Source organism: Bacillus clarus, assembly GCF_000746925.1.
Classification (GTDB): Bacteria; Bacillota; Bacilli; order Bacillales; family Bacillaceae_G; genus Bacillus_A; species Bacillus_A clarus.
Window position 1 is genome coordinate 2267135 of sequence record NZ_JMQC01000008.1, and the last position, 21147, is coordinate 2288281.

At 34.6% G+C, this 21147-nt stretch carries 16 protein-coding genes and 2 pseudogenes; 4 read left to right on the forward strand and 14 right to left on the reverse strand.

Annotated elements, in window-relative coordinates:
• Positions 1–38: 38 nt before the first annotated feature.
• The 3 genes and pseudogenes from DJ93_RS30495 to DJ93_RS12555 form a co-directional block, all read right to left on the reverse strand.
• Positions 39–1408: pseudogene (locus DJ93_RS30495) on the reverse strand (IS1182 family transposase); the annotation flags it as partial.
• A 148-nt stretch (positions 1409–1556) separates the two neighbouring features.
• Positions 1557–2495, reverse strand: coding sequence for an SDR family NAD(P)-dependent oxidoreductase (locus DJ93_RS12550; RefSeq protein ID WP_042981182.1), 939 nt, complete (start codon positions 2493–2495; stop codon positions 1557–1559).
• A gap of 58 nt (positions 2496–2553) precedes the next feature.
• Positions 2554–3126, reverse strand: a complete 573-nt coding sequence (locus DJ93_RS12555; RefSeq protein ID WP_042981183.1) for a TetR/AcrR family transcriptional regulator — start codon at positions 3124–3126, stop codon at positions 2554–2556.
• Positions 3127–3256: 130 nt separating this feature from the next.
• On the opposite strand from DJ93_RS12555, the gene DJ93_RS12560 reads away from it, so the two are divergent.
• The gene (locus DJ93_RS12560) at positions 3257–4849 is read left to right on the forward strand and encodes an ABC-F family ATP-binding cassette domain-containing protein (protein ID WP_117287917.1); all 1593 of its coding nucleotides are present in this window, start codon (positions 3257–3259) and stop codon (positions 4847–4849) included.
• A 71-nt stretch (positions 4850–4920) separates the two neighbouring features.
• Here DJ93_RS12560 and DJ93_RS12565 read toward each other — a convergent pair whose 3' ends face one another.
• On the reverse strand, positions 4921–5796 hold the full coding sequence (locus DJ93_RS12565) for a TetR/AcrR family transcriptional regulator (protein WP_042981186.1): 876 nt from the start codon (positions 5794–5796) through the stop codon (positions 4921–4923).
• A 217-nt stretch (positions 5797–6013) separates the two neighbouring features.
• Between DJ93_RS12565 and DJ93_RS12570 the strand changes: the two genes are divergently transcribed.
• On the forward strand, positions 6014–9130 hold the full coding sequence (locus DJ93_RS12570; RefSeq protein ID WP_042981187.1) for an efflux RND transporter permease subunit: 3117 nt from the start codon (positions 6014–6016) through the stop codon (positions 9128–9130).
• Between the two features lie 157 nt (positions 9131–9287).
• On the opposite strand, the gene msrB is transcribed toward DJ93_RS12570, so the two are convergent.
• From msrB to DJ93_RS12600, 7 genes and pseudogenes are all read right to left on the reverse strand, one after another.
• Positions 9288–9773 carry a peptide-methionine (R)-S-oxide reductase MsrB gene (gene msrB / locus DJ93_RS34815; RefSeq protein ID WP_420911794.1) on the reverse strand — a complete coding sequence of 162 codons (486 nt, stop codon included), beginning with the start codon at positions 9771–9773 and terminating at the stop codon, positions 9288–9290.
• 12 nt (positions 9774–9785) lie between these two features.
• Positions 9786–10253 (reverse strand): annotated as a pseudogene (gene msrA, locus DJ93_RS34820) (peptide-methionine (S)-S-oxide reductase MsrA); the annotation flags it as partial.
• 95 nt (positions 10254–10348) lie between these two features.
• Positions 10349–11383 carry an AI-2E family transporter gene (locus tag DJ93_RS12580; protein WP_042981190.1) on the reverse strand — a complete coding sequence of 345 codons (1035 nt, stop codon included), beginning with the start codon at positions 11381–11383 and terminating at the stop codon, positions 10349–10351.
• Positions 11384–11716: 333 nt separating this feature from the next.
• Positions 11717–12409, reverse strand: a complete 693-nt coding sequence (lrgB, locus tag DJ93_RS12585) for an antiholin-like protein LrgB (protein WP_042981192.1) — start codon at positions 12407–12409, stop codon at positions 11717–11719.
• Between the two features lie 36 nt (positions 12410–12445).
• Positions 12446–12877 (reverse strand): antiholin-like murein hydrolase modulator LrgA, encoded by a 432-nt coding sequence (gene lrgA, locus DJ93_RS12590; RefSeq protein ID WP_042981193.1) that lies wholly within the window; start codon positions 12875–12877, stop codon positions 12446–12448.
• A gap of 133 nt (positions 12878–13010) precedes the next feature.
• Positions 13011–13751, reverse strand: coding sequence for a LytR/AlgR family response regulator transcription factor (locus DJ93_RS12595; protein ID WP_042981194.1), 741 nt, complete (start codon positions 13749–13751; stop codon positions 13011–13013).
• The gene (locus DJ93_RS12600) at positions 13729–15498 is read right to left on the reverse strand and encodes a sensor histidine kinase (protein WP_042981195.1); all 1770 of its coding nucleotides are present in this window, start codon (positions 15496–15498) and stop codon (positions 13729–13731) included. The genes DJ93_RS12595 and DJ93_RS12600 overlap by 23 nt, the downstream gene beginning before the upstream one ends.
• A gap of 329 nt (positions 15499–15827) precedes the next feature.
• On the opposite strand from DJ93_RS12600, the gene DJ93_RS12605 reads away from it, so the two are divergent.
• On the forward strand, positions 15828–17126 hold the full coding sequence (locus DJ93_RS12605) for an MFS transporter (protein ID WP_042981196.1): 1299 nt from the start codon (positions 15828–15830) through the stop codon (positions 17124–17126).
• A gap of 40 nt (positions 17127–17166) precedes the next feature.
• Here DJ93_RS12605 and DJ93_RS12610 read toward each other — a convergent pair whose 3' ends face one another.
• Entirely contained in the window at positions 17167–18237 is a 1071-nt protein-coding gene (locus tag DJ93_RS12610; RefSeq protein WP_042981197.1) for a nitric oxide synthase oxygenase, read from the reverse strand.
• Positions 18238–18462: 225 nt separating this feature from the next.
• Here DJ93_RS12610 and sodA point away from each other — a divergent pair, with 225 nt between their 5' ends.
• The gene (gene sodA / locus DJ93_RS12615; protein WP_042981198.1) at positions 18463–19089 is read left to right on the forward strand and encodes a superoxide dismutase [Mn]; all 627 of its coding nucleotides are present in this window, start codon (positions 18463–18465) and stop codon (positions 19087–19089) included.
• Between the two features lie 92 nt (positions 19090–19181).
• On the opposite strand, the gene DJ93_RS12620 is transcribed toward sodA, so the two are convergent.
• Together DJ93_RS12620 and DJ93_RS12625 are read right to left on the reverse strand one after the other, a co-directional pair.
• Entirely contained in the window at positions 19182–20060 is an 879-nt protein-coding gene (locus DJ93_RS12620; RefSeq protein ID WP_080743456.1) for an NAD-dependent epimerase/dehydratase family protein, read from the reverse strand.
• Between the two features lie 124 nt (positions 20061–20184).
• Positions 20185–20775, reverse strand: a complete 591-nt coding sequence (locus tag DJ93_RS12625) for an AmiS/UreI family transporter (protein ID WP_042984196.1) — start codon at positions 20773–20775, stop codon at positions 20185–20187.
• Positions 20776–21147: the final 372 nt, after the last annotated feature.

A 21147-nucleotide genomic window follows, 5' to 3' on the forward strand; every position in this document is an offset into this window, starting at 1 on the left:
AAATTCGTACAAAATAGTAATACATGATAAAAACACAAAAAATAGCCCTTCACCTGACCCTTTTTGGTCAGGTGAAGGGCTATTTTTTTCATGTTTTGGCAGGCTGCAGTGAGATAGGCCTGCATTTGGACATACTTCACCCCTCGAAACCGGGCATACCGATAACCATGTAGTTCTTTGGCATCCGCAAAACTCCGCTCAATTGTAGAACAGCGTACTTTATATAGCTTTTTACCCGTACTTGTTAATTTGTTTTTTCTTGCGATATCTTTATATTCTTCCCAAATATGATGCGTAATGACTTTTTGTTTTTGTTTCTCTGAGAAACATTTATCACGCAATGGACAAACGGCACAATCTGTTGGATTAGATTTATATTGACGGTATCCTTCTCGATCCGTTGTCGCATATTCTAAAATACATCCCATTGGACAGGCAAATACGTCTGTTTCTTCTTCATATTTAAATTGACTTTTTGGTACTTCTTTATTCCGTTTTCCAAATCGGCGATACCCCATCACCATAAATATATTCTGTTCTGATAATTTCTTACAGATATAACCTGTAAAATAACCGGCATCAAGTGCTACAGCTTCAACTTCGAATCCAAATTTATCAATTTGAGCTTGGAGGCGTGCTAAATACGGCTCGGAATCCGCTACATTTCCAGCCGTTATATAGGTATCTGTAATCACATTGTACTTCGCATCAGTCGTACGATGATCTAAGAAATGAAAACCGTTCGGTTTTCCATCCCTCATTAAAAAGCCACTATCTGGATCAGTTGTACTTATACGAATTTTTTTAGTAGGGGTATCACTTTCCTTTCTAGGTTTTAATTCTTTTTTTCATGAGCTTCACGATCTTCCATAACCGCAGCCTCTAGTTCCTCTATATAAAACTTTGGCTTTTCTTTTTTAAATTTATGTACAAATTTATTTTTATTGGCATTCGCTTTAATGTGCGTAGAATCTGTCATCAAGGCACGTCCTCCCACCATACGGTGTTCCGTCGCTTGACGTACAATTTCATCAAAGATTTCTTCAAATATATTTGTATGAATAAAGCGCGTACGGCGATTCCAGCTGATGGTAGAATGATTTGGAATTGGATCTGATAGGGAAAATCCTAAAAACCAACGGTAAGCAATATTGGTTTTAATCTCTTTTTCTAGTTGACGTTCTGAGCGAATACCGTAAAAATATCCAATAAACATCATCTTAAATAAAACGATTGGATGAATAGAAGGACGTCCATTATTTTCACAGTAATAGGGGCGTAACTTCTCTTCAATAAAATCAAAGCTGATTGTAGCTTCAATCGCACGAAGAAAATGGTCTTGTGGAACTAATTCTTCTACAGAAACTGATACACGTTCATCACGATGATTTTTTAATGCACCCATCATAAAAAACCTCTCCTTTTCCTCTTTTTTATCAGTGTTGACACATAAAAAGAGGTTCAGACACAAAACAAGGCTGTGGAGAAGACTTTCTCCACAGCCTGAAAAAAAGTTACTTCTGTAAACAGAAGTAACTTTTTTTATATACTGGTCTCTACATATCTTTATTTTTCATATATATAATTGTTTCTTTTAACCCTTCATAATAAGGTGTTTTTGGAATAGCCCCTATATAGCTCTCGTATTTCTCACCATTCAATACAACAGGCTCTTCCGTTAAATACAGCATCTCTACAAATTCTTTCATTTGTTTATCAAATAATCCAATTAATTTTATTATACCCTTTTTCACGGTCATGACTGATTTTGTATATCCTGTTAATTCTCGCATATATTGAATCATCTCTTCTCCCGTAATTACGCCACATCCAGGTATGTTCCAATTTTGTCCATAGGCCTCATCATGTAATGCTAATTCAACCATCGCTTTTGCACCATCTGGTGTAAAAATATATTCACGTGCAATCTTTTTATCTCCAACAAAGCTAGACGGTTTATTTGCAAGTATGCCCTTTAAAGTATGATGGACGAGCGTACTTTCTGCATTTGGGCCATAAAAATCTGGAAAATGAGCAATAAACATTTGTACATTAGCCTGTTTCGCCATCTCCTCAAGTTGCAAACGGATTTTCCCTTTCTTTGTATATGGTTTCTTTTCATCCTCTTCTTTTACAAACTCTCTCCCTTTTTTTCCATACGCATAAATATTATCGACTATCCCTAACTTGATACCGTAATATTTTGTTATCCCTAATACATTTGTTAATAACTTGGATTGCTGATTCTCCCACTCTGAATATGGAATATTTACAGCATGAAATATAACATCCACATCTTTAGCAGCATTCATTATATCTGCTTGTATAAATACATCTCCTGCTACTATTTGTATGCTTCCCTCTCCTTGAAATAGTTTTTCTAACTTCTCCCTATTTCTTGCAAAAGCCACTACATGCATTCCGCGATTACATAATTCTTTTGTAATCGCGTACCCCATTGATCCAGATGCCCCCAATACTAACGCCTTTTTCATTATAATTTCCCCTCCCATTAATTAACCATCGTTCAATTAATATTAAAAAGAAAATCACTTACAGAAGAAGCGATTTTGAAATAAACTCCACATGTGCTTTTGCTAACCCTTTTACTTCTTCAAATGTTTGACCATTGCCACAGTAATGTGCTACAAATCCATGTAATGATAGAAAAACAGACCATATTGTCATTACATTTATCTTCTCATTACATAAAGAAGATACAACGGAAGCAAATTTTTCGTAGCTAACATTTGGACCATCCGCTAAACATTCTTTCAACTCATCATCTTTAATTAAAAACATGATTTCATAATGACTTTGATTTTGCAAACCAAATTCAATAAAACCAAATAAAACAGCTTTCAATTGTTCCTCTTGTGATAAATTTTGATCATTAACCTCATCCAATTTTTGATTTAGCAACTGAAAATCTTGTTCTACCATGGCATAAAAAAGCTCTGCTTTATTTTTAAAATGATAATAGATGGAACCATGGCTATACCCTAGTTCTGCTGCGATTTTACGCATCGAAGTATGCTGATATCCTAGTTTTATAAATAAATCTCTTGCTACATTCATAATCATTTCTCTCGTTAACTCTTGTTTAACTGCTCTTCTTGGCGACATCCTTCATACCTCACAAATTAATTAACCACTGTTCAATTGAATGATAACCCTTTTCCAAAAAAAATACAACATTATTCTTACAAAAAGATACATTTTGAAAAGATGGCATTATACTCAATAATTTAGTATCATGATTCAAGACACTATTTTGAAATGGGCGGGGGACAATATGAGCTTATTAACAGTAGAAAACTTAGGCCATACATTTGGCGATCGTATGTTATTTAAAGACGTATCTATGCGTTTATTAGCAGGAGAACATGTTGGATTAGTCGGTGCAAACGGCGTTGGCAAATCAACATTTATGAATATTATTACTGGACAACTGATTCATGATGAAGGACGCGTAGAATGGATACCTGGTACAAATTACGGATATTTAGATCAACATACAATTTTAACACCAGGCAGAACAATTCGTGACGTATTAACTGATGCCTTCTTACCTTTATTTGAGAAAGAGCAGCAATTAAATATTGTAACAGAAAAAATGGGAACTGCTACACCAGAAGAATTAGAAGAGCTTCTTGACCAAATGGCAGAAATACAAGATGCACTTGAAGCAGGCGGCTTCTATTTATTAGATATTAAAATTGAAGAAGCAGCGCGTGGTCTTGGAATTGATGCGATTGGTTTAGATCGTGATGTTTCGGCACTAAGTGGTGGACAACGTACAAAAGTGTTACTTGCAAAGCTGTTACTTGAGCAACCAGAAGTATTATTACTTGATGAGCCTACCAACTATTTAGACGTTGAGCATATTCATTGGTTAACAAATTATTTAAAAGAATACCCACATGCATTCCTTTTGATTTCTCATGATACAGAATTCATGAATAAATGTGTTGATGTTATTTTCCACCTAGAATTCACAAAAATGACGCGTTATACAGCGACATATGAGAAGTTTTTAGAGCTAGCAGAAATTAATAAAAATCAACATATCAATGCTTATCAAAAGCAACAAGAATTTATAAAAAAACAAGAAGATTTCATTGCGAAAAATAAAGCTCGCTACTCAACAACAGGCCGTGCAAAGAGTCGCCAAAAGCAACTTGATCGTATGGAACGTATTGATCGTCCTGAAACAGCTATTAAACCTGAATTCTCATTCAAAGAATGTCGTGCAAGTAGTCGCTTTGTCTTTGAGGGAGAAGATGTAGAGATTGGATATACACATCCATTATTACCAAAATTAACGATGACAATTGAACGTGGTGAAAAAATTGCAATTGTTGGATGTAACGGTGTTGGTAAATCAACATTACTAAAAACGATTTTAGGCAAGATTAAACCATTAAGCGGCAAAACAAGCCTCGGTGACTTCCTAGAGCCAGCATACTTCGAACAAGAAGTAAAAGCTGATAATTTGACACCAATTGATGACGTATGGAATACATTCCCTAACTTAGATCAACATCAAATTCGTGCAATGTTAGCGAAATGCGGTTTAAAAAACGAACACATTTCTCGTCCATTAACACAATTGAGTGGTGGAGAACAAGCGAAAGTACGTTTATGTAAATTAATGGGTGAAGAAAGTAACTGGTTACTATTTGATGAGCCAACAAACCACCTTGATGTTACAGCAAAAGACGAACTAAAAAAAGCGCTAAAAGCATATAAAGGAACAGTTCTTCTTGTATGTCACGAACCAGACTTTTACGAAGATTGGATAACAAAAGTTTGGAACGTAGAAGAGTGGGCGCAAAATAACTCTTAATCTTTAATACGAAATCCTTGCGTATACTAGTATACGCAAGGATTTTTTTGAACAAATATAGTAAAGCAGCATTAAGACCTTTTTATATTATAATACCCCATTAATCGTAATTGAAATTCTTTTAAATCAGGATAAGTCTCTAAATTAGCTAGCATCCCTCTAATGACTGGAATTCTCGGATTAGGTAATCTCATTTCCGCCTCTAGAACATCTAGTGTAACCAATAATTCATCATTCTCTAATTGATCGGCTAATGTACGTTTAAATATAATAATTTCTTTTAAAAAATGTTCTTTTACCTGTTCTTTAATAAGCTCCGAACTACAAAAGAATTCGCCAAGCTTTTCCTCATGTAAAACAGGTCCTTCTGAAGATTCAAGAAGTCCTTTTACTAAATCGTCTATTCTCCTTAAAAGAAATGCTGAAACATGGGACAAATCAATTTCTGGTGCATTTAAAATAATTAACTCTAAATACCCGCGGCATATTCCTTCCACCATAATTACTAAATCTAATAAGTATGGGATGATCTTTTCACCATAAATAGATAATAAGCTGCTTCGATAAAATGCATGAGACTCTAATTTCATTCGCATCATAAATTCTTCTACTTCTTTATTGAATGGAATTGCATTTTCTCTCGCATGCATAATAATAAATTCCTTATGCTTTTGTACATCATTAAACTGGCAATATAATTGTTTTTCAAATTTTTCACGTGGTAATAAGGATTCTTTATCAATATCCATCATTTTCTTTTGAATTTTGTCATAATAATATCGAAGTGTCGCTAATAACAACTCATCTTTTGATTTAAAATATAAATAAAAAGCACCTTTTGATATACCGCAAGCTGTGACAATCTCTTGTACTGATGTTGCGTTTACACCCTTAGTCGCAAATAACTTCATAGCCATCTCTATAATTAAACGCTCTTTTTCTTTCATATTTTCTCTCCTAAATTTAATCTCGCATCATATTATAAATTTGAATTTGATTTTATCCCGATTGGTGCGGGCCAATGTCAAGACAGGAATCCTTCCCCGCTGATTAGAGTTTCACTTTATTATACCATCTCTTTTCATTGACGACTGACCAATCAGTCAGTTATATTATGTATTAGACTGACCAGTTGGTCAATACATGTGAAAAAGGAGCGCAAACATGAACAAAATTATCAATTTCTCGTTAAAAAATAAGTTCGCAGTTTGGCTACTAACCATTATTGTTACCATTGCAGGTATTTACTCTGGCCTTAATATGAAGCTGGAAACAATTCCTGATATTACAACACCTGTTGTAACGGTAACTACGGTTTATCCTGGTGCTACACCAGTAGAAGTAGCAGATAAAGTTTCAAAACCGATGGAAGAGCAACTGCAAAATTTAAGCGGTGTAAACGTTGTTAGTTCGTCATCTTATCAAAATGCATCCTCTATTCAAGTAGAGTATGATTTTGATAAAAATATGGAAAAAGCAGAAACAGAAATTAAAGAAGCACTGGCCAACGTAAAACTACCGGAAGGTGTGAAAGATCCGAAAGTTTCACGTGTAAACTTCAATGCCTTTCCTGTTATTTCATTAAGCGTAGCAAGTAAAAATGAATCTTTAGCTGACTTAACTGAAAAAGTGGAAAAAAATGTTGTTCCAGGATTAAAAGGACTTGATGGTGTCGCATCTGTACAAATCTCAGGACAGCAAGTAAATGAAGTACAACTTGTCTTCAAAAAAGATAAAATGAAAGAATTAGGCTTAAATGAAGATACTGTAAAAAATATCATTAAAGGTTCTGACGTATCTTTACCACTTGGCCTATATGCATTTAAAGATACGGAAAAATCTGTTGTTGTAGATGGTAATATTACAACAATTAAAGCATTAAAAGAGTTAAAAATTCCAGCCGTTCCTTCAGTACCAAATAGTCAAGGAAGCCAAAATGCTGGCGCTGGAACACAAGCACCACAAATGAATCCAGCTGCTATGAATGGCATTCCGACCGTTACATTAGAAGAAATTGCTGATATTAAAGAAGTTGGAAAAGCAGAATCAATTTCTCGTACAAATGGAAAAGAAGCAATCGGCATTCAAATTGTGAAATCCGCTGATGCAAATACAGTTGATGTCGTAAATGCTGTTAAAGATAAAGTAAAAGATTTTGAGAAAAAATATAAAGACTTAGAGATTATTTCAACATTTGACCAAGGTGCACCAATTGAAAAATCGGTCGATACAATGCTTAGCAAGGCAATCTTTGGTGCTATCTTTGCGATTATCATCATTATGTTGTTCCTGCGAAACATCCGAACAACATTGATATCTATTGTTTCTATACCACTTTCTTTATTAATTGCAGTTTTAGTAATCAAACAGATGGACATTACTCTCAACATTATGACCCTTGGAGCGATGACAGTCGCTATCGGACGCGTTGTCGATGACTCAATTGTTGTTATTGAAAATATTTACCGACGCATGTCCTTATCAGAAGAGAAATTACGTGGAAAAGACTTAATTCGTGAAGCAACGAAAGAAATGTTTATTCCGATCATGTCTTCTACAATTGTAACAATTGCCGTCTTTTTACCTCTTGGACTGGTAAAAGGTATGATTGGTGAGATGTTCTTACCATTCGCTTTAACAATTGTCTTCGCCCTACTCGCTTCCTTACTTGTGGCCGTTACAATTGTACCGATGTTAGCACATTCCTTATTCAAAAAGGAAAGTATGAGAGAAAAAGAAGTACATCATGAAGAAAAGCCAAGTAAATTAGCAAATGCTTATAAACGCATATTGAACTGGGCATTAAATCATAAGATTATTACGTCTAGTATCGCTGTTCTTCTATTAGTAGGTAGCCTTGCACTTGTACCAATTATCGGTGTAAGCTTCTTACCATCCGAAGAAGAAAAGATGATTATCGCGACTTATAATCCTGAACCAGGTCAAACCTTGGAAGACGTTGAAAAAATCGCAACGAAAGCAGAGAAACATTTCCAAGATAATAAAGACGTCAAAACGATTCAGTTCTCATTAGGTGGAGAAAATCCAATGAGCCCTGGTAAAACAAATCAAGCTATGTTCTTCGTTCAATACGATAATGACGTGAAGAACTTCGAAAAAAAGAAAGAACTAGTTATTAAAGACTTACAAAAGATGTCTGGAAAAGGCGAATGGAAAAGCCAAGACTTCGGAGCTAGTAGCGGTAGCAATGAAATTAAGCTATACGTATACGGAGATCGTTCTGAAGACATCAAGCCTGTCGTTAAAGACATTCAAAATATCATAAAAAAAAATAAAGACTTAAAAGATGTGGATTCTAGTATTGCGAAAACATATGCAGAATACACTTTAGTTGCAGATCAAGAAAAGCTAAGTAAAATGGGCCTAACAGCTGCCCAGATTGGAATGGGACTTTCTAATCAACACGACCGTCCAGTTCTTACAACAATTAAAAAAGACAATAAAGATATAAATGTATATGTAGAAACTGAAAAACAAAATTATGAGACACTCGATGATTTAACAAATCGTAAAATTACAACGCCACTTGGCAATGAAGTCGCTGTAAAAGATGTTATGACTGTCAAAGAAGGCGAAACCTCTAACACAGTAACGCATCGTGATGGCCGTGTTTATGCAGAAGTGAGTGCGAAATTAACATCTAATGACGTTTCCAAAGCATCTGCTGCTGTTCAAAAAGAGGTAGATAAAATGGAGCTTCCTTCTGGCGTAGATGTGTCTATGGGCGGCGTTACAAAAGATATTCAAGAATCATTTAAACAGCTTGGTTTAGCGATGCTAGCTGCGATTGCCATCGTATACTTCGTTCTTGTCGTTACATTTGGCGGTGCCCTTGCACCATTCGCAATCTTATTCTCGCTACCATTCACAATTATCGGTGCGCTTCTTGCCTTACTCGTCTCTGGTGAAACATTAAGTGTATCTGCAATGATTGGAGCTCTTATGTTAATTGGTATTGTCGTAACGAATGCGATCGTACTTATTGACCGTGTTATTCATAAAGAAAACGAAGGTCTATCAACACGTGAAGCATTATTAGAAGCTGGTGCAACACGTTTACGTCCTATCTTAATGACTGCAATTGCAACAATTGGAGCTCTTATTCCGCTCGCATTAGGATTTGAAGGTAGTGGCTTAATTTCTAAAGGTCTTGGAGTAACGGTAATTGGTGGGTTAGCAAGCTCAACATTATTAACTCTTCTTATCGTTCCAATTGTTTATGAAGTACTAAGCAAATTTAAAAAGAAAAAAGCAAAATAAAAAATAGCTCCGCGATTAGCGGAGCTATTTTAATTCTGTCGAAAAAATTCCTAGCAAATGAAATTATATAGACGGAAACTAAAATATATAGACCGATTCCTCAAATCATGATAGTGTCCTCTCTAATACTCTGAAAATAACCTCGCTACTTGCGAGGTTATTTTTTATTTCCAAACAAAATAAGGAAATCGTCATATCCTTCTTTCTCTAACTCTTCTTTCGGGATAAAGCGAAGTGCGGCTGAATTAATACAATAACGAAGTCCGTTTGGCCCTGGACCATCTGGAAATACGTGACCTAGATGCGAATCGCCTTCCTTGCTTCTCACTTCAGTGCGCGTCATGTTATGACTAACGTCCATTTTCTCTTTCACACTAGCTGACATAACTGGTTTCGTAAAACTTGGCCATCCGCATCCACTATCAAATTTATCTAAAGAAGTAAATAATGGTTCACCCGAAACGATATCCACATAAATGCCCTCTTCTTTATGATTCCAATATTCATTTTGAAACGGAGGTTCTGTTCCGTTTTCCTGCGTCACGTAAAATTGCATATCAGTTAACCGTTCTTTCAAATGACCATTGTCCTTTGGCCAATGTTTTTTAATAAAGGCATCACGTCCTGACCCTTGACGATACAACTCATAACGGAATGTATTTTTCTTATGATATCCTTGATGATATTCCTCAGCTGGATAAAATGTAGTAGCTGGCAATATTTTTGTAGCAATCGGTTTTAAAAAACGTCCACTCTCAGCAAGTGCCTCTTTTGAATCTTCTGCTTGTTGACGTTGCTCTTCGTTATGATAGAAAATTACTGTTTCATAAGACTGTCCACGGTCGTGAAATTGTCCACCGATATCCGTCGGATCAATTTGTCTCCAATATATATTCAATAACTGTTCATATGGCATTTTATTTGCATCGAATGTAATTTGTACTGCTTCATAATGCCCTGTTGTTTCTGAACATACTTCTTTATACGTCGGGTTTTCTTTATGACCACCTGTATAACCTGAGACAACCTGTATGATCCCTTCCATCTCTTCAAATGGTGAAACCATACACCAGAAACATCCCCCAGCAAACGTAGCCAACTCTCTCTTTTCATTTATAGTCATTATTTCACCCCAATTATATATTCTCCTTACAGTATGGCATAAGACGATGGAAGTTATAAAAGAAAAAGCATCGAATATCCGATGCTTTTTTCACTTTATTTCTTCTCAAGTTCCTTCTCATTCTCATCGTTCGTCACATCTAACACATCTAATAAGAATATGAAGACTGGAATACCGATGATAAGCCCCCATACACCTAAGAAATGCTCAGAAAAGATTAATACCATAAATGTATAGAAGATTGGTAAGTTTGTTTTTTGTGACATAAACTTTGGATTTAACACGTAGCTTTCAAGTGCATGAATAACAGTAACGATCACCAAAATATAAACGACATACATAATGCCACCGATATTGTAAGCAATCATACAAAGTGGGAATAACGAGATGATAACACCTGCTACTGGAATTAAACCGAGCAAGAAAATCATTAACGCTAAACCTAATAATTGTGGAAATCCGAGAATCCATAATGCAATAACAGATAAAATACAATTAACAACCGCTATTAAAAACTGTGCCTCAATTACTTTTCCAAATGAACGTGCAAATTTCTTTCCGAAATACTCAATCTCATTATAAAAAATTGCAAGTCGACTCTCTTTAAACTTTGCGGTAAAAGCAGAAATACGTGCTTTTTCTAGTAAGAAAAATAAACTTAAAATTAAAGAAAGTAAAACTTGTAGGCCGAATTTCCCAACATTTGTAATCGATTTATACAAAATATCTACACCTTGGCCAATATATTTGGAAAGCTCCATATGATTAACGGCATTAACTGCATACTTAATTAATTCGCTATCTGGTGGATTTTTGAGGAATACATTAAACTGATAAATTAATTGTGAAATTTGTATTGTCAATACAGGTAAATACTTAAATAATGTAATGGTAATTCCGCCAACTAACATCACATATAAAAATGCTATAATAATTTTCCGATTAATCGGCATAAAATGATCTAATTTTCGAGAAATAAACTTTTGGAAACGATCCATTAAATACGTAAGAATAAACGTAATTAAAATTAAATTAAACATACTTTTTAGCCCATACAATATGAGGGCAAGTAATACTAATACAAGTAACCTTTGAAATCCTTTGCTTTGAAACAGGTTTTTCATTTGCATAATCGACGAGTAATCTCTCCTGTCCTATAAAGTGGAACTTTAATAAATAGGCTTCTCTCTCTCTTTCCTACTTACTATTTACCCTCTAGTATTAGGGTTTTTACAAACAATGTATTTCTGTATATAACTGCTCATTCACAAGAAATACATCATGTTACCTCTTATTTTACAATACAATGTCCCTTTTCAGAACGTATTATATAAAGTATTAATGAAGATTTAAGGAAATTTTATTCTCCTTTAAAATAGGTCTTGCCACTACTGTAACATAAAAAGCAAGCTATCAGTAGAAATCTGTCCTACAAATAGCTTGCTTTTACAAAATGTATTTCATTATGCAATAAATGGCATGAAGATTGGAATAACAACTACTGTTACAACCCCAACTACTGTTACAGCAATACTTGCCATCGCTGCTTCTACCTCACCCATTTCAATTCCGACTGCAACACCTAGTGCATGCCCCGCTGTTCCAAGTGCTAATCCTTTCGCAATCGGATTTTTCACTCTAAATGTTTTTAAGAATAATGCTCCTAGCGCATATACGATAACTGCATTAAAGATAACTGCAAATGATGTAATCGCTGGAATACCACCAATGCTTTCAGATATCGGTAATGCAATTGCCGTTGTTGCTGCCTGTGGTAACATAGAATTCATTATAGATGTATCTAAACCAATTGCTTTTGCGACAATGAACACGACAATCACTGAACAAATAGATCCAACCACGATAGCCGATAAAATTTGCCACCAATATTTTTTTAACTTATCAACTTGTTTATATAATGGAATTGCAAAGGCGATTGTTGCTGGTTCTAAGAAGAAACTAATCATTTTACCGCCAGTATTATATCCCTCAAAAGTAAAGTTACCTACCTTTAGAAATACAATCCCTAATACCATCGCTACAAAAAGTGGTGTGAATAAGAAGAATCCTTTTGAATGTTTGAATAAAAATGTTCCGATTCCGTATGCGATTAATGAAACGACGATTCCGAAATATGGAGTCATTGTGCTTGCCATATTCATTACCTCCTAACCATGTATGGTCTAAAATAGTTACGCAACTTTTCCGTGTTTACGTCCTTTATTTACAACATCTAATTGTTTTGTATCTTCTGTTTCTTTATCCTCTTTACCTAAAATAAATTGTGCGAATAAACCAGTTACAGCAAGTAAAATGATTGTTGCAACAACGATTACAGTTATGATTTGTACGAAGTATTGTCCCATTACACCAAGAGAGTTAATAACGGAAATACCCGATGGTACGAAAAGAAATCCGATAATACCTGTTAAAGCTGTTCCAAGTGATTCAACCTGCTCCAATTTAATAACCTTTAAGCATAGTAGACTAAACAAAATTACTAGCCCAATCACTGATGAAGGCATTGGAATTGGTAAATGTGTTGCAATAATATGAGAAACAAACATAATAGCTGAAAAAACGAATGCTTGTGATAGAAAACCGTATACTTTTTTTGTACTCATTTCGGCCACCTCTTTCGACTTGGTGCCTTTATTGTATATGATGAAAACGTATAAGTAAGCGTTTACATTTTAGAACGTCAAATATACGCAATCAGTTACAAAAACAGCATGATGAAATACAAAAAGCTGCTTCTTAAATACGAAGCAGCTTTTTGAGTTCCTTTGCATAGGTACGACTGACCGGAACCTTAGATCCCTCTTTCATAATTAAATTATAAGTGGAGTTAAACCAAGGCTGTATTTCTGAAATGTGGTGAATATTCGCGATAAAACTACGATGAACACGCATAAAACTCGTTAATGGTAACTTCTTTTCTAAAATAACAAGTGTATCATGTGTTACATACGTTTCTTTCATCGTCTTCACAGTTACTTTCCCATCCACAAGTCCTACATAAACAATATCTTCAATATTTATAAGTACAATTGATTCTTCTATTGGCAGCGCAAGCTTATGCATTTCAGCCGTTACGTCTGAAACCTTTACATCCTGTTTTTTCTCTGTTTCAATTTTCTTTTGTTTCCTGTACTTTTTTAATGTCTGCACAATACGTTCTTCATCAAATGGTTTTAAAATGTAATCTAATGCGTCTACTTCAAATGCTTGCAATGCATATTGATCATATGCTGTTGCAAAAACAATGGCCGGCGGATTCTTCATTTTTTTTAATATATTTGCAATCTCAAAACCGTTATCATCTGATAGCTGAATATCTAAAAAGACAAGATCTGGCTTATTCTGCATTAACTCTTCTAATGCATCTTCTACACAGTCAGCTTCACCGATTATCTCTACCTCTTTCGTACGCTCTAATAAATATTTTAATTCATCCCGCGCCAACATTTCATCATCAACTACTAATACCTTTAACACCGCTTTCTTCCTCCCCTACGCTTTTCGGAATTACAAAGACAATCTCTGTTCCTTTCTCCGCCTCGCTCTCAATATGAAGTGTTATCTCTTTTCCAAATAAACCTATTAATCGCTGGTTAATATTATATAAAGCTGTTCCCGTTCCTTTTTTTGATGAAACAACCATTTTTCCAAGTTGCTCTAAACGCTCATACTTAATTCCTTGTCCATTATCTTTCACTTTAAAGTGCACCATATCATCTTTTTCAAATACATGTACCTCTACTTCACAAACTGGTTGTTTTTTAGGAAAAGCATGACGTAAGGCATTTTCCACTAATAACTGAAGTACAAATGGCGGAACTAAAGTTTTCTTTAATCCTTCTTCAATATAATTCTTTACTTCATATTTATTCGGAAATCTTGCTTGCTCTAATGATAAGTATGCATTCACATGGTTTAGCTCCTGTTCTAATGGAATAAGTAGCTGACGTGCACCTTGTAAATTACAACGGAAATATACACTAAGCTGCAATAATAACTTTCTCGCCTTTTCCACATCTGTACGACATAAGGCTGATACGGTATTAATTGCGTTAAATAGAAAATGCGGATTAATTTGCGCTTGTAATGCCTTTATTTCAGCATCTTGTAATAATTTACTTTGCAGCTCTGCCTCACCTAACTCCAGTTGTGTGGAAAAAATTTTCGCTAATCCTTCTGCTAACTCTTCTTCTACACGACTTAATTGGTTCGGATTTTTAAAATAAAGTTTTAATGTTCCTATCGTATTTCCATGTGAAGTTAATGGAATAACGATCGCTGCTTGTAATGGACATTCTTCATGCTGGCAATTAATAATCTCACGTGATTTCGCTTTCATTATTTTCCCTGTTTGTAACACTTCTTTTGATAAACCTGTAATTAAGCTATGAGAAGGAATATGGTGATCCGATGCTAATCCAACGTGAGCTAATATTTTCTCCGTATCTGTTAAAGATACCGCATCTGTTCCAGTAAAACGATGGATAATTTGTGCCACATGCTTACAAGATTCTTCTGTTAAACCTTGGCGGAAATATGGTAATGTCTTATCAGCAATCCGAAGTACTTTATGAGTTTGCAAAGCCTTTGCATTTTCTTCTTGGCGTAAAATAGCTTGAATCATAGAAAGTAAAATAAAACTGCCAAAGCTATTTACAAGAATCATCGGTATCGCAATTGTTTTCACGACACTAATTCCATCTTCGATAATTAATAAGATCATGAGCATCTCTAAAGAAACAATAAAAACACTTAAAATCGCTGAAAATTTAGGAGTAATAGCACGGTTATGTTTTTGAAATATATAACCAATATAACCTGCTATCATCCCTGCTAAAATTGAAGAAATTGCACAGCTTAATGCCGTCGTTCCACCGAGCATATAACGGTGAATACCAGCGATGACGCCTACTCCAATCCCGACAATAGGACCGCCTAACAATCCACTAATCCCCACTCCCATAATACGCGTATTCGCAATTGTACTTGACGAAGAAACACCTTGTAACCAATTTTCATTCATAATGGTGTTTCCTGCAATTTCAATCCCTGTGTAATTGCTTACAATTGTAAATATAGAAAAAATACAAATAAGCATAAGCTTATCTTGACATCCATATTGTTTATGAAGAAGGCGCCGGAACGTTTTAATATGCGAAAGTAAAAATCCTAAAATAACAATTAATCCGACACGTTCAATCATCATGAGTACTAAATTTAACATCTATGTTTCATCCTTTTTTGTTTAGTTAGTTTTATTATGGAAAAATAATAAAGGAACCGTCAAGAAGAATGGGATTTTTTAGGAATATTTTACATATAATAAACTATGTATTTATTTGACAATATAATAGAAGAGTGCTAAAAATAAAGTAATATAATTACAGTCCTTTAACACAACCCCGTGAGGTTGAGAAGGAAGTCGGAATATAAAATATGTATGTTCTCTTACAGGGGGATACGTATGCTTTTTTGGCCTTCTCATCATATCAGGTGAGAAGGCCTTTTATTATTCTTCCATAGCGACTGTATAAGAAATAAGGAGGAGTAATGATGAACATCACTACTGATGGGCAACAAGCAACAGAGGAAACAAAGGAAAAAAGATACAAAACATTGTTTGGTTCCGCGTTAGGGTATGCAGCAGAAGGTTTAGATATGTTGCTCTTATCTTTCGTACTTGTCTATATTCTAAAGGAATTTCATTTAAGTCCGGTGGAAGGTGGAAACTTAACATTAGCCACAACAATTGGCATGTTAATTGGTTCCTACTTATTTGGATTTATCGCTGATTTATTTGGTCGTATTCGAACAATGGCCTTTACCATCCTACTATTTTCACTAGCAACGGCACTTATTTATTTTGCAACAGATTATTGGCAATTATTAATTCTTCGCTTTTTAGTTGGAATGGGCGTTGGCGGTGAATTTGGAATTGGAATGGCTATCGTAACAGAAACTTGGTCTAAAGAAATGCGCGCAAAGGCAACATCAGTTGTTGCACTTGGTTGGCAATTTGGTGTATTGGTCGCTTCACTACTTCCAGCATTTATTGTCCCGCATTTTGGCTGGAGAGCTGTTTTCTTATTCGGGTTAATTCCAGCTTTACTAGCTGTCTATGTTCGTAAAAGCTTAAGCGAACCGAAGATATGGCAACAGAAACAAGAATATAAGAAAGCATTATTACAAAAGGAAAATGAAGGAACTTTAACTAGTGCTGAAGCTGAAAAGTTAAAGCATATGAAAAAATTCCCTCTTAGAAAATTATTTGCAAGTAAAAAGGTAACAATAACAACTATCGGACTTATTATTATGTCATTCATACAAAACTTTGGATATTATGGAATTTTCACATGGATGCCTACCATTTTAGCAAATAAATACAACTATACATTAGCGAAAGCAAGTGGGTGGATGTTTATTTCTACAATTGGAATGTTGATTGGAATTGCAACATTCGGGATTTTAGCGGATAAAATCGGTCGTCGTAAAACTTTTTCACTATATTATATTGGTGGTACTATATATTGCCTCGTTTACTTCTTCTTATTTACAGATGCGACATTATTATTATGGGGAAGCGCATTGCTTGGTTTTTTTGCCAACGGAATGATGGGTGGATTCGGAGCTATTTTAGCTGAAAATTATCCTGCCGAAGCACGATCTACAGCTGAAAACTTTATTTTCGGTACGGGCCGTGGATTAGCTGGGTTTGGGCCAGTTATTATTGGTTTACTTGCTACAGGTGGAAATTTAATGGGTGCATTATCACTTATCTTTATTATCTATCCAATTGGATTACTTACAATGCTAGTATGTGTACCGGAAACAAAAGGGAAAGTACTAGAATAATTAAAAAAGCATTGAATCGCTTCGATTCAATGCTTTTTCTTTACTTATGAAAGAAATTCGGTTTAAGAATATCATTCGGATACGGTTTATGATAGATGTGGGTTGTAGCTGGTGATAGTGGTGGGATAAGCCATACCCAATTTCCGGTTACAACTCGCCCACAAGCGGCCTCTTGTTTTTCAAATTGCTGAAATTGTTGCGCGGCCGTATGATGGTCTACAATACTTACCCCTTGCTTTTTAAAAGAATGTAAAACAGCTATATTTAATTCAATTAACGCTTTGTCTTTCCATAACATACTATTTCTCGACGTATCTAAATTCATCATCTCTGCAACAACTGGAAGTAAATTATAGCGATCATAATCAGCTAAGTTACGAGCACCAATCTCCGTTCCCATATACCATCCATTGAACGGGGCTGCTGTATAAGAAATACCACCAATTTCTAAACGCATATCTGAAATCATCGGTACCCCATACCACTTTACTCCAAGCGATGAAATAGGGTATTCCGGATGCTCAATCGGCACCTCTTTCACTTCTTCTTTTGGAATTTCTTTATGTATCGGTTCTTTTCCATCAATAGAAAATACGAGCGGTAATACGTCAAAATTCGTACCTTCTCCCTTCCATCCAAGATCCTGACAAAATTTCGTAAATGGTATAGAGTGTGCATCACCAATTATCCCTAGTTCTGTTTCATATCCTGCATACCTGATTAATTGATGATTATAAATTTTAATATTATTATTTTGATCTTTATATTGCTTAAAAATTGTAATCGTTGGTTTAACTTTCCCATTATTCGTAGCATATCGAATATGATGGATTAACGCATTATATACGCCTTTCTCATCATTTACTTCACGCGCATCTAGTATGTGCATCTTATTCCAAAATAATCTCCCGATGCATCTATTACTATTTCGCCAAGCCATTCGCGACCCGTGAACAAGTTCTTCAAATGTATGTTCATACGTTCCAGTCTCTTCTATTTCCAATACAATTTCTTTAAAACGCTCTTCAATTAATTGCTCTTTATTAAGCTCCTTATAGCAAATTGTAATAAAACTTCTTGCTTCCTCTATTAATTCTTTCATTTTACTCATAAACAAGCTCCTTCTATTTCAAAGACACTACTACTTTACAGTATAAGCAAAAAGGATAGGAGTAACAAACGAAATCAAAATTGTTACCATTCCTGTAATATTTTTCAGAAAATTAATAGAATTATATGTTTTTATTGTTGACTTATGAAAAAAACAATTGTATTTTTGTATTAGGTAAATTATTTTTACCTTACGCAACTTTTTAAATACAAGGAGGTGAGTATTATGTCTTCATTTCAATTGCCAAAGCTTTCATATGACTATGATGAGCTGGAACCATATATTGATGGAGATACTTTAGCACTTCATCATGGAAAACATCACGCAACATATGTAAATAATTTAAATGCCGCTTTGGAAGGCTACAACGAATTACATAACAAATCTTTAGAAGAATTATTATGTAATTTAAACAATTTGCCGAAAGATATTGTTACAGCTGTAAGAAATAATGGTGGCGGACATTATTGCCATAGCCTCTTTTGGGAAGTGATGAGTCCGAAAGGCGGAGGCGATCCTAATGGAGACGTTGCAAAAGTAATTGATTATTATTTCAATACCTTTGACAACTTAAAAGATCAACTTTCTAAGGCAGCAATTAGTCGTTTTGGAAGTGGCTATGGGTGGCTTGTCCTTGATGGTGAAGAGCTTTCCGTTATGAGCACACCAAATCAAGATACTCCATTACAAGAAGGCAAAATCCCATTGCTCGTCATCGATGTATGGGAACATGCATATTATTTAAAATATCAAAATCGTCGCCCAGAATTTGTTTCAAATTGGTGGAATACAGTTAACTGGGATCGAGTAAATGAAAAGTATTTACAAGCGATTCAATCACAAAAACATTAGTCATATGTATAAGGTAAATTTGGTAATGTAAAACTAGTATTGTCGAAATCCTCCAGAATCCCCCGGATTGCCACCGGGGGATTTATGAATAATCATTTCAATATATCTATATAATGATGTAAAACACCTTGTATTTCTACCTCTAAGTTTTTAAAGGGAAAACCTAATTCTTTAGCCTTTCTATTATTGATTGTACAATTAGCCATTCCATTGTAGGGAGCTATATTATCTCCCTCTTCTTGAATAATGGCTTTCATTCCTACATTTCTCTCAACAAAGTTAATAACTTCCCTTATAGAAATTTCACCATTACTAGATGCATTAATTGGGCCATCTATGTTCTCCTGACTACACCATGCTAGAAACTCTCCTGCTTCTTTTTCATATACAAATGACATTTTTTCGTCTAAATGATCCACAGACATAGGCACTTGCTTCACTACATTTTCCACGTAAAATTGTAATCTCTTCGTATAATCATTTTCCCCAATAACAACTGGAAAACGCACTGCAATAACTGGGAACATTGCATGCTGAAATAAAACTGCCTCCGCTAGCCTTTTTCCTTCACTATAAGAAAAATCTTTCCTGTCTCCGTAAACAATTGAATACTGGTATGGATTAAAATCTTCTTCTCTTAAACTTAATGATGGCTCATATACAGCCATTGAAGATGTCATAATATATTTTTTCACTTTTCCACGTAATACTTTACATATAGTTTTTGCTGTATTTGAGATATAGCATAAGTTATCATATACAACATCATAACTCACGCCTCCTAAGCGCTCTTCAAGTAACCTCTCGTCTTCTCGATCCACTATAATTCTTTTTACAGAATTGCCAAAGGGATCCTCTGTAAATCCGCGCGTTGCAATGGTTACGTCATGTCCATCTTGCAAAAGAATTTCAATTAATCTCTTTCCAAAAAACCTTGTTCCACCTAAAACCAATACTTTTTTCATTTTCATCATTCCTCAATTTTTTAATTTTTCATGATGACTACGTTTTTAAATGTTATCTTCATTATACTTGTTAGCGTATATAAAAAGCAGGGAATCTCTATAGATTCCCTGCCCATTCGAATGTAATAAATTAGCGTATTCGATATTTAAAAATACAGTAGCAAAAATATAAAATTGAAACTACTGATACGTAAACCCATACTTCATATACTACTGGTTCTCCCCATACTCCCATAAAATACAGGAGAGATGGAAGTGTAAGTGTCACCCATGATTGTACAAATGCTATTCTACCAAGGTATTGATTAATATTCTTTCCTTGTACATTTAACACAAAGAATAAATACCAAAGCAATGCCCACATAAACCAAGTTAACGCATTAACAACATCCTGAAATTGTACAAATGACACGATCATATAAAATACTGCAATAATCGCTACCCATAAACAAAACCAGCCCAATCCACTACCATCCAGCCCTTTAATAAATGTCACACCTACATATAAATATGTTAAACCAAATAAAAAAGTAGCTGCGTAAGAATATACTGTCCAATTGCTTTGATCAGAAATCATAATAAGGTAAAACGGAATAACAATTTGCAATACCCCTACAAATAAATTAAAAATACCAGCGCTCTTCGCTTCTGTTTTACCTAATATAACAAGACTATTTAAAAATAAAGCTGCACCTGAAAGTAATAATCCGACGTAACCCATATATATTCGTGTGAAAATCATATTTTTTCACACTTTAACCTCCCTATAATATAAAATCATACTAATACTTATCTTTCTTCTTATTTAGAACTACATTCACTATTTCTCACTAAAATAAGTCAGACTTCCTACCTTAGAAAAAGGCATAATCCCTTAAAAACATAAACGAATCCTTATATTTTTAAAACGCTTTCAACAATAAACAACCCTATCAAATGCTGAATAGGATTACTTGATTATAAACGGACTCTAACATCGATACAAGTATTGGAATAATTTTCACTCTCATCTTGATGAAAATTAATAGAATGATTCATTTATCCTAGCTCATTCTATCATCTTAAGCATAGAATATTGTAGATTCACATTAAT

Excerpts from the sequence above, each read along its gene's own strand:
- DJ93_RS12570 (WP_042981187.1), top strand. The coding sequence starts at position 6,014 with ATGAACAAAATTATCAATTTCTCGTTAAAAAATAAGTTCGCAGTTTGG.
- DJ93_RS12555 (WP_042981183.1), bottom strand. The coding sequence starts at position 3,126 with ATGTCGCCAAGAAGAGCAGTTAAACAAGAGTTAACGAGAGAAATGATT.
- DJ93_RS12550 (WP_042981182.1), bottom strand. The coding sequence starts at position 2,495 with ATGAAAAAGGCGTTAGTATTGGGGGCATCTGGATCAATGGGGTACGCG.
- DJ93_RS12625 (WP_042984196.1), bottom strand. The coding sequence starts at position 20,775 with ATGGGTTACGTCGGATTATTACTTTCAGGTGCAGCTTTATTTTTAAAT.
- lrgA (WP_042981193.1), bottom strand. The coding sequence starts at position 12,877 with ATGAGTACAAAAAAAGTATACGGTTTTCTATCACAAGCATTCGTTTTT.
- DJ93_RS12600 (WP_042981195.1), bottom strand. The coding sequence starts at position 15,498 with ATGTTAAATTTAGTACTCATGATGATTGAACGTGTCGGATTAATTGTT.
- DJ93_RS12565 (WP_042981186.1), bottom strand. The coding sequence starts at position 5,796 with ATGAAAGAAAAAGAGCGTTTAATTATAGAGATGGCTATGAAGTTATTT.
- sodA (WP_042981198.1), top strand. The coding sequence starts at position 18,463 with ATGTCTTCATTTCAATTGCCAAAGCTTTCATATGACTATGATGAGCTG.
- DJ93_RS12620 (WP_080743456.1), bottom strand. The coding sequence starts at position 20,060 with ATGAAAATGAAAAAAGTATTGGTTTTAGGTGGAACAAGGTTTTTTGGA.
- lrgB (WP_042981192.1), bottom strand. The coding sequence starts at position 12,409 with ATGGCAAGCACAATGACTCCATATTTCGGAATCGTCGTTTCATTAATC.
- DJ93_RS12610 (WP_042981197.1), bottom strand. The coding sequence starts at position 18,237 with ATGAGTAAAATGAAAGAATTAATAGAGGAAGCAAGAAGTTTTATTACA.
- DJ93_RS12605 (WP_042981196.1), top strand. The coding sequence starts at position 15,828 with ATGAACATCACTACTGATGGGCAACAAGCAACAGAGGAAACAAAGGAA.
- DJ93_RS12560 (WP_117287917.1), top strand. The coding sequence starts at position 3,257 with ATGATTCAAGACACTATTTTGAAATGGGCGGGGGACAATATGAGCTTA.
- DJ93_RS12580 (WP_042981190.1), bottom strand. The coding sequence starts at position 11,383 with ATGCAAATGAAAAACCTGTTTCAAAGCAAAGGATTTCAAAGGTTACTT.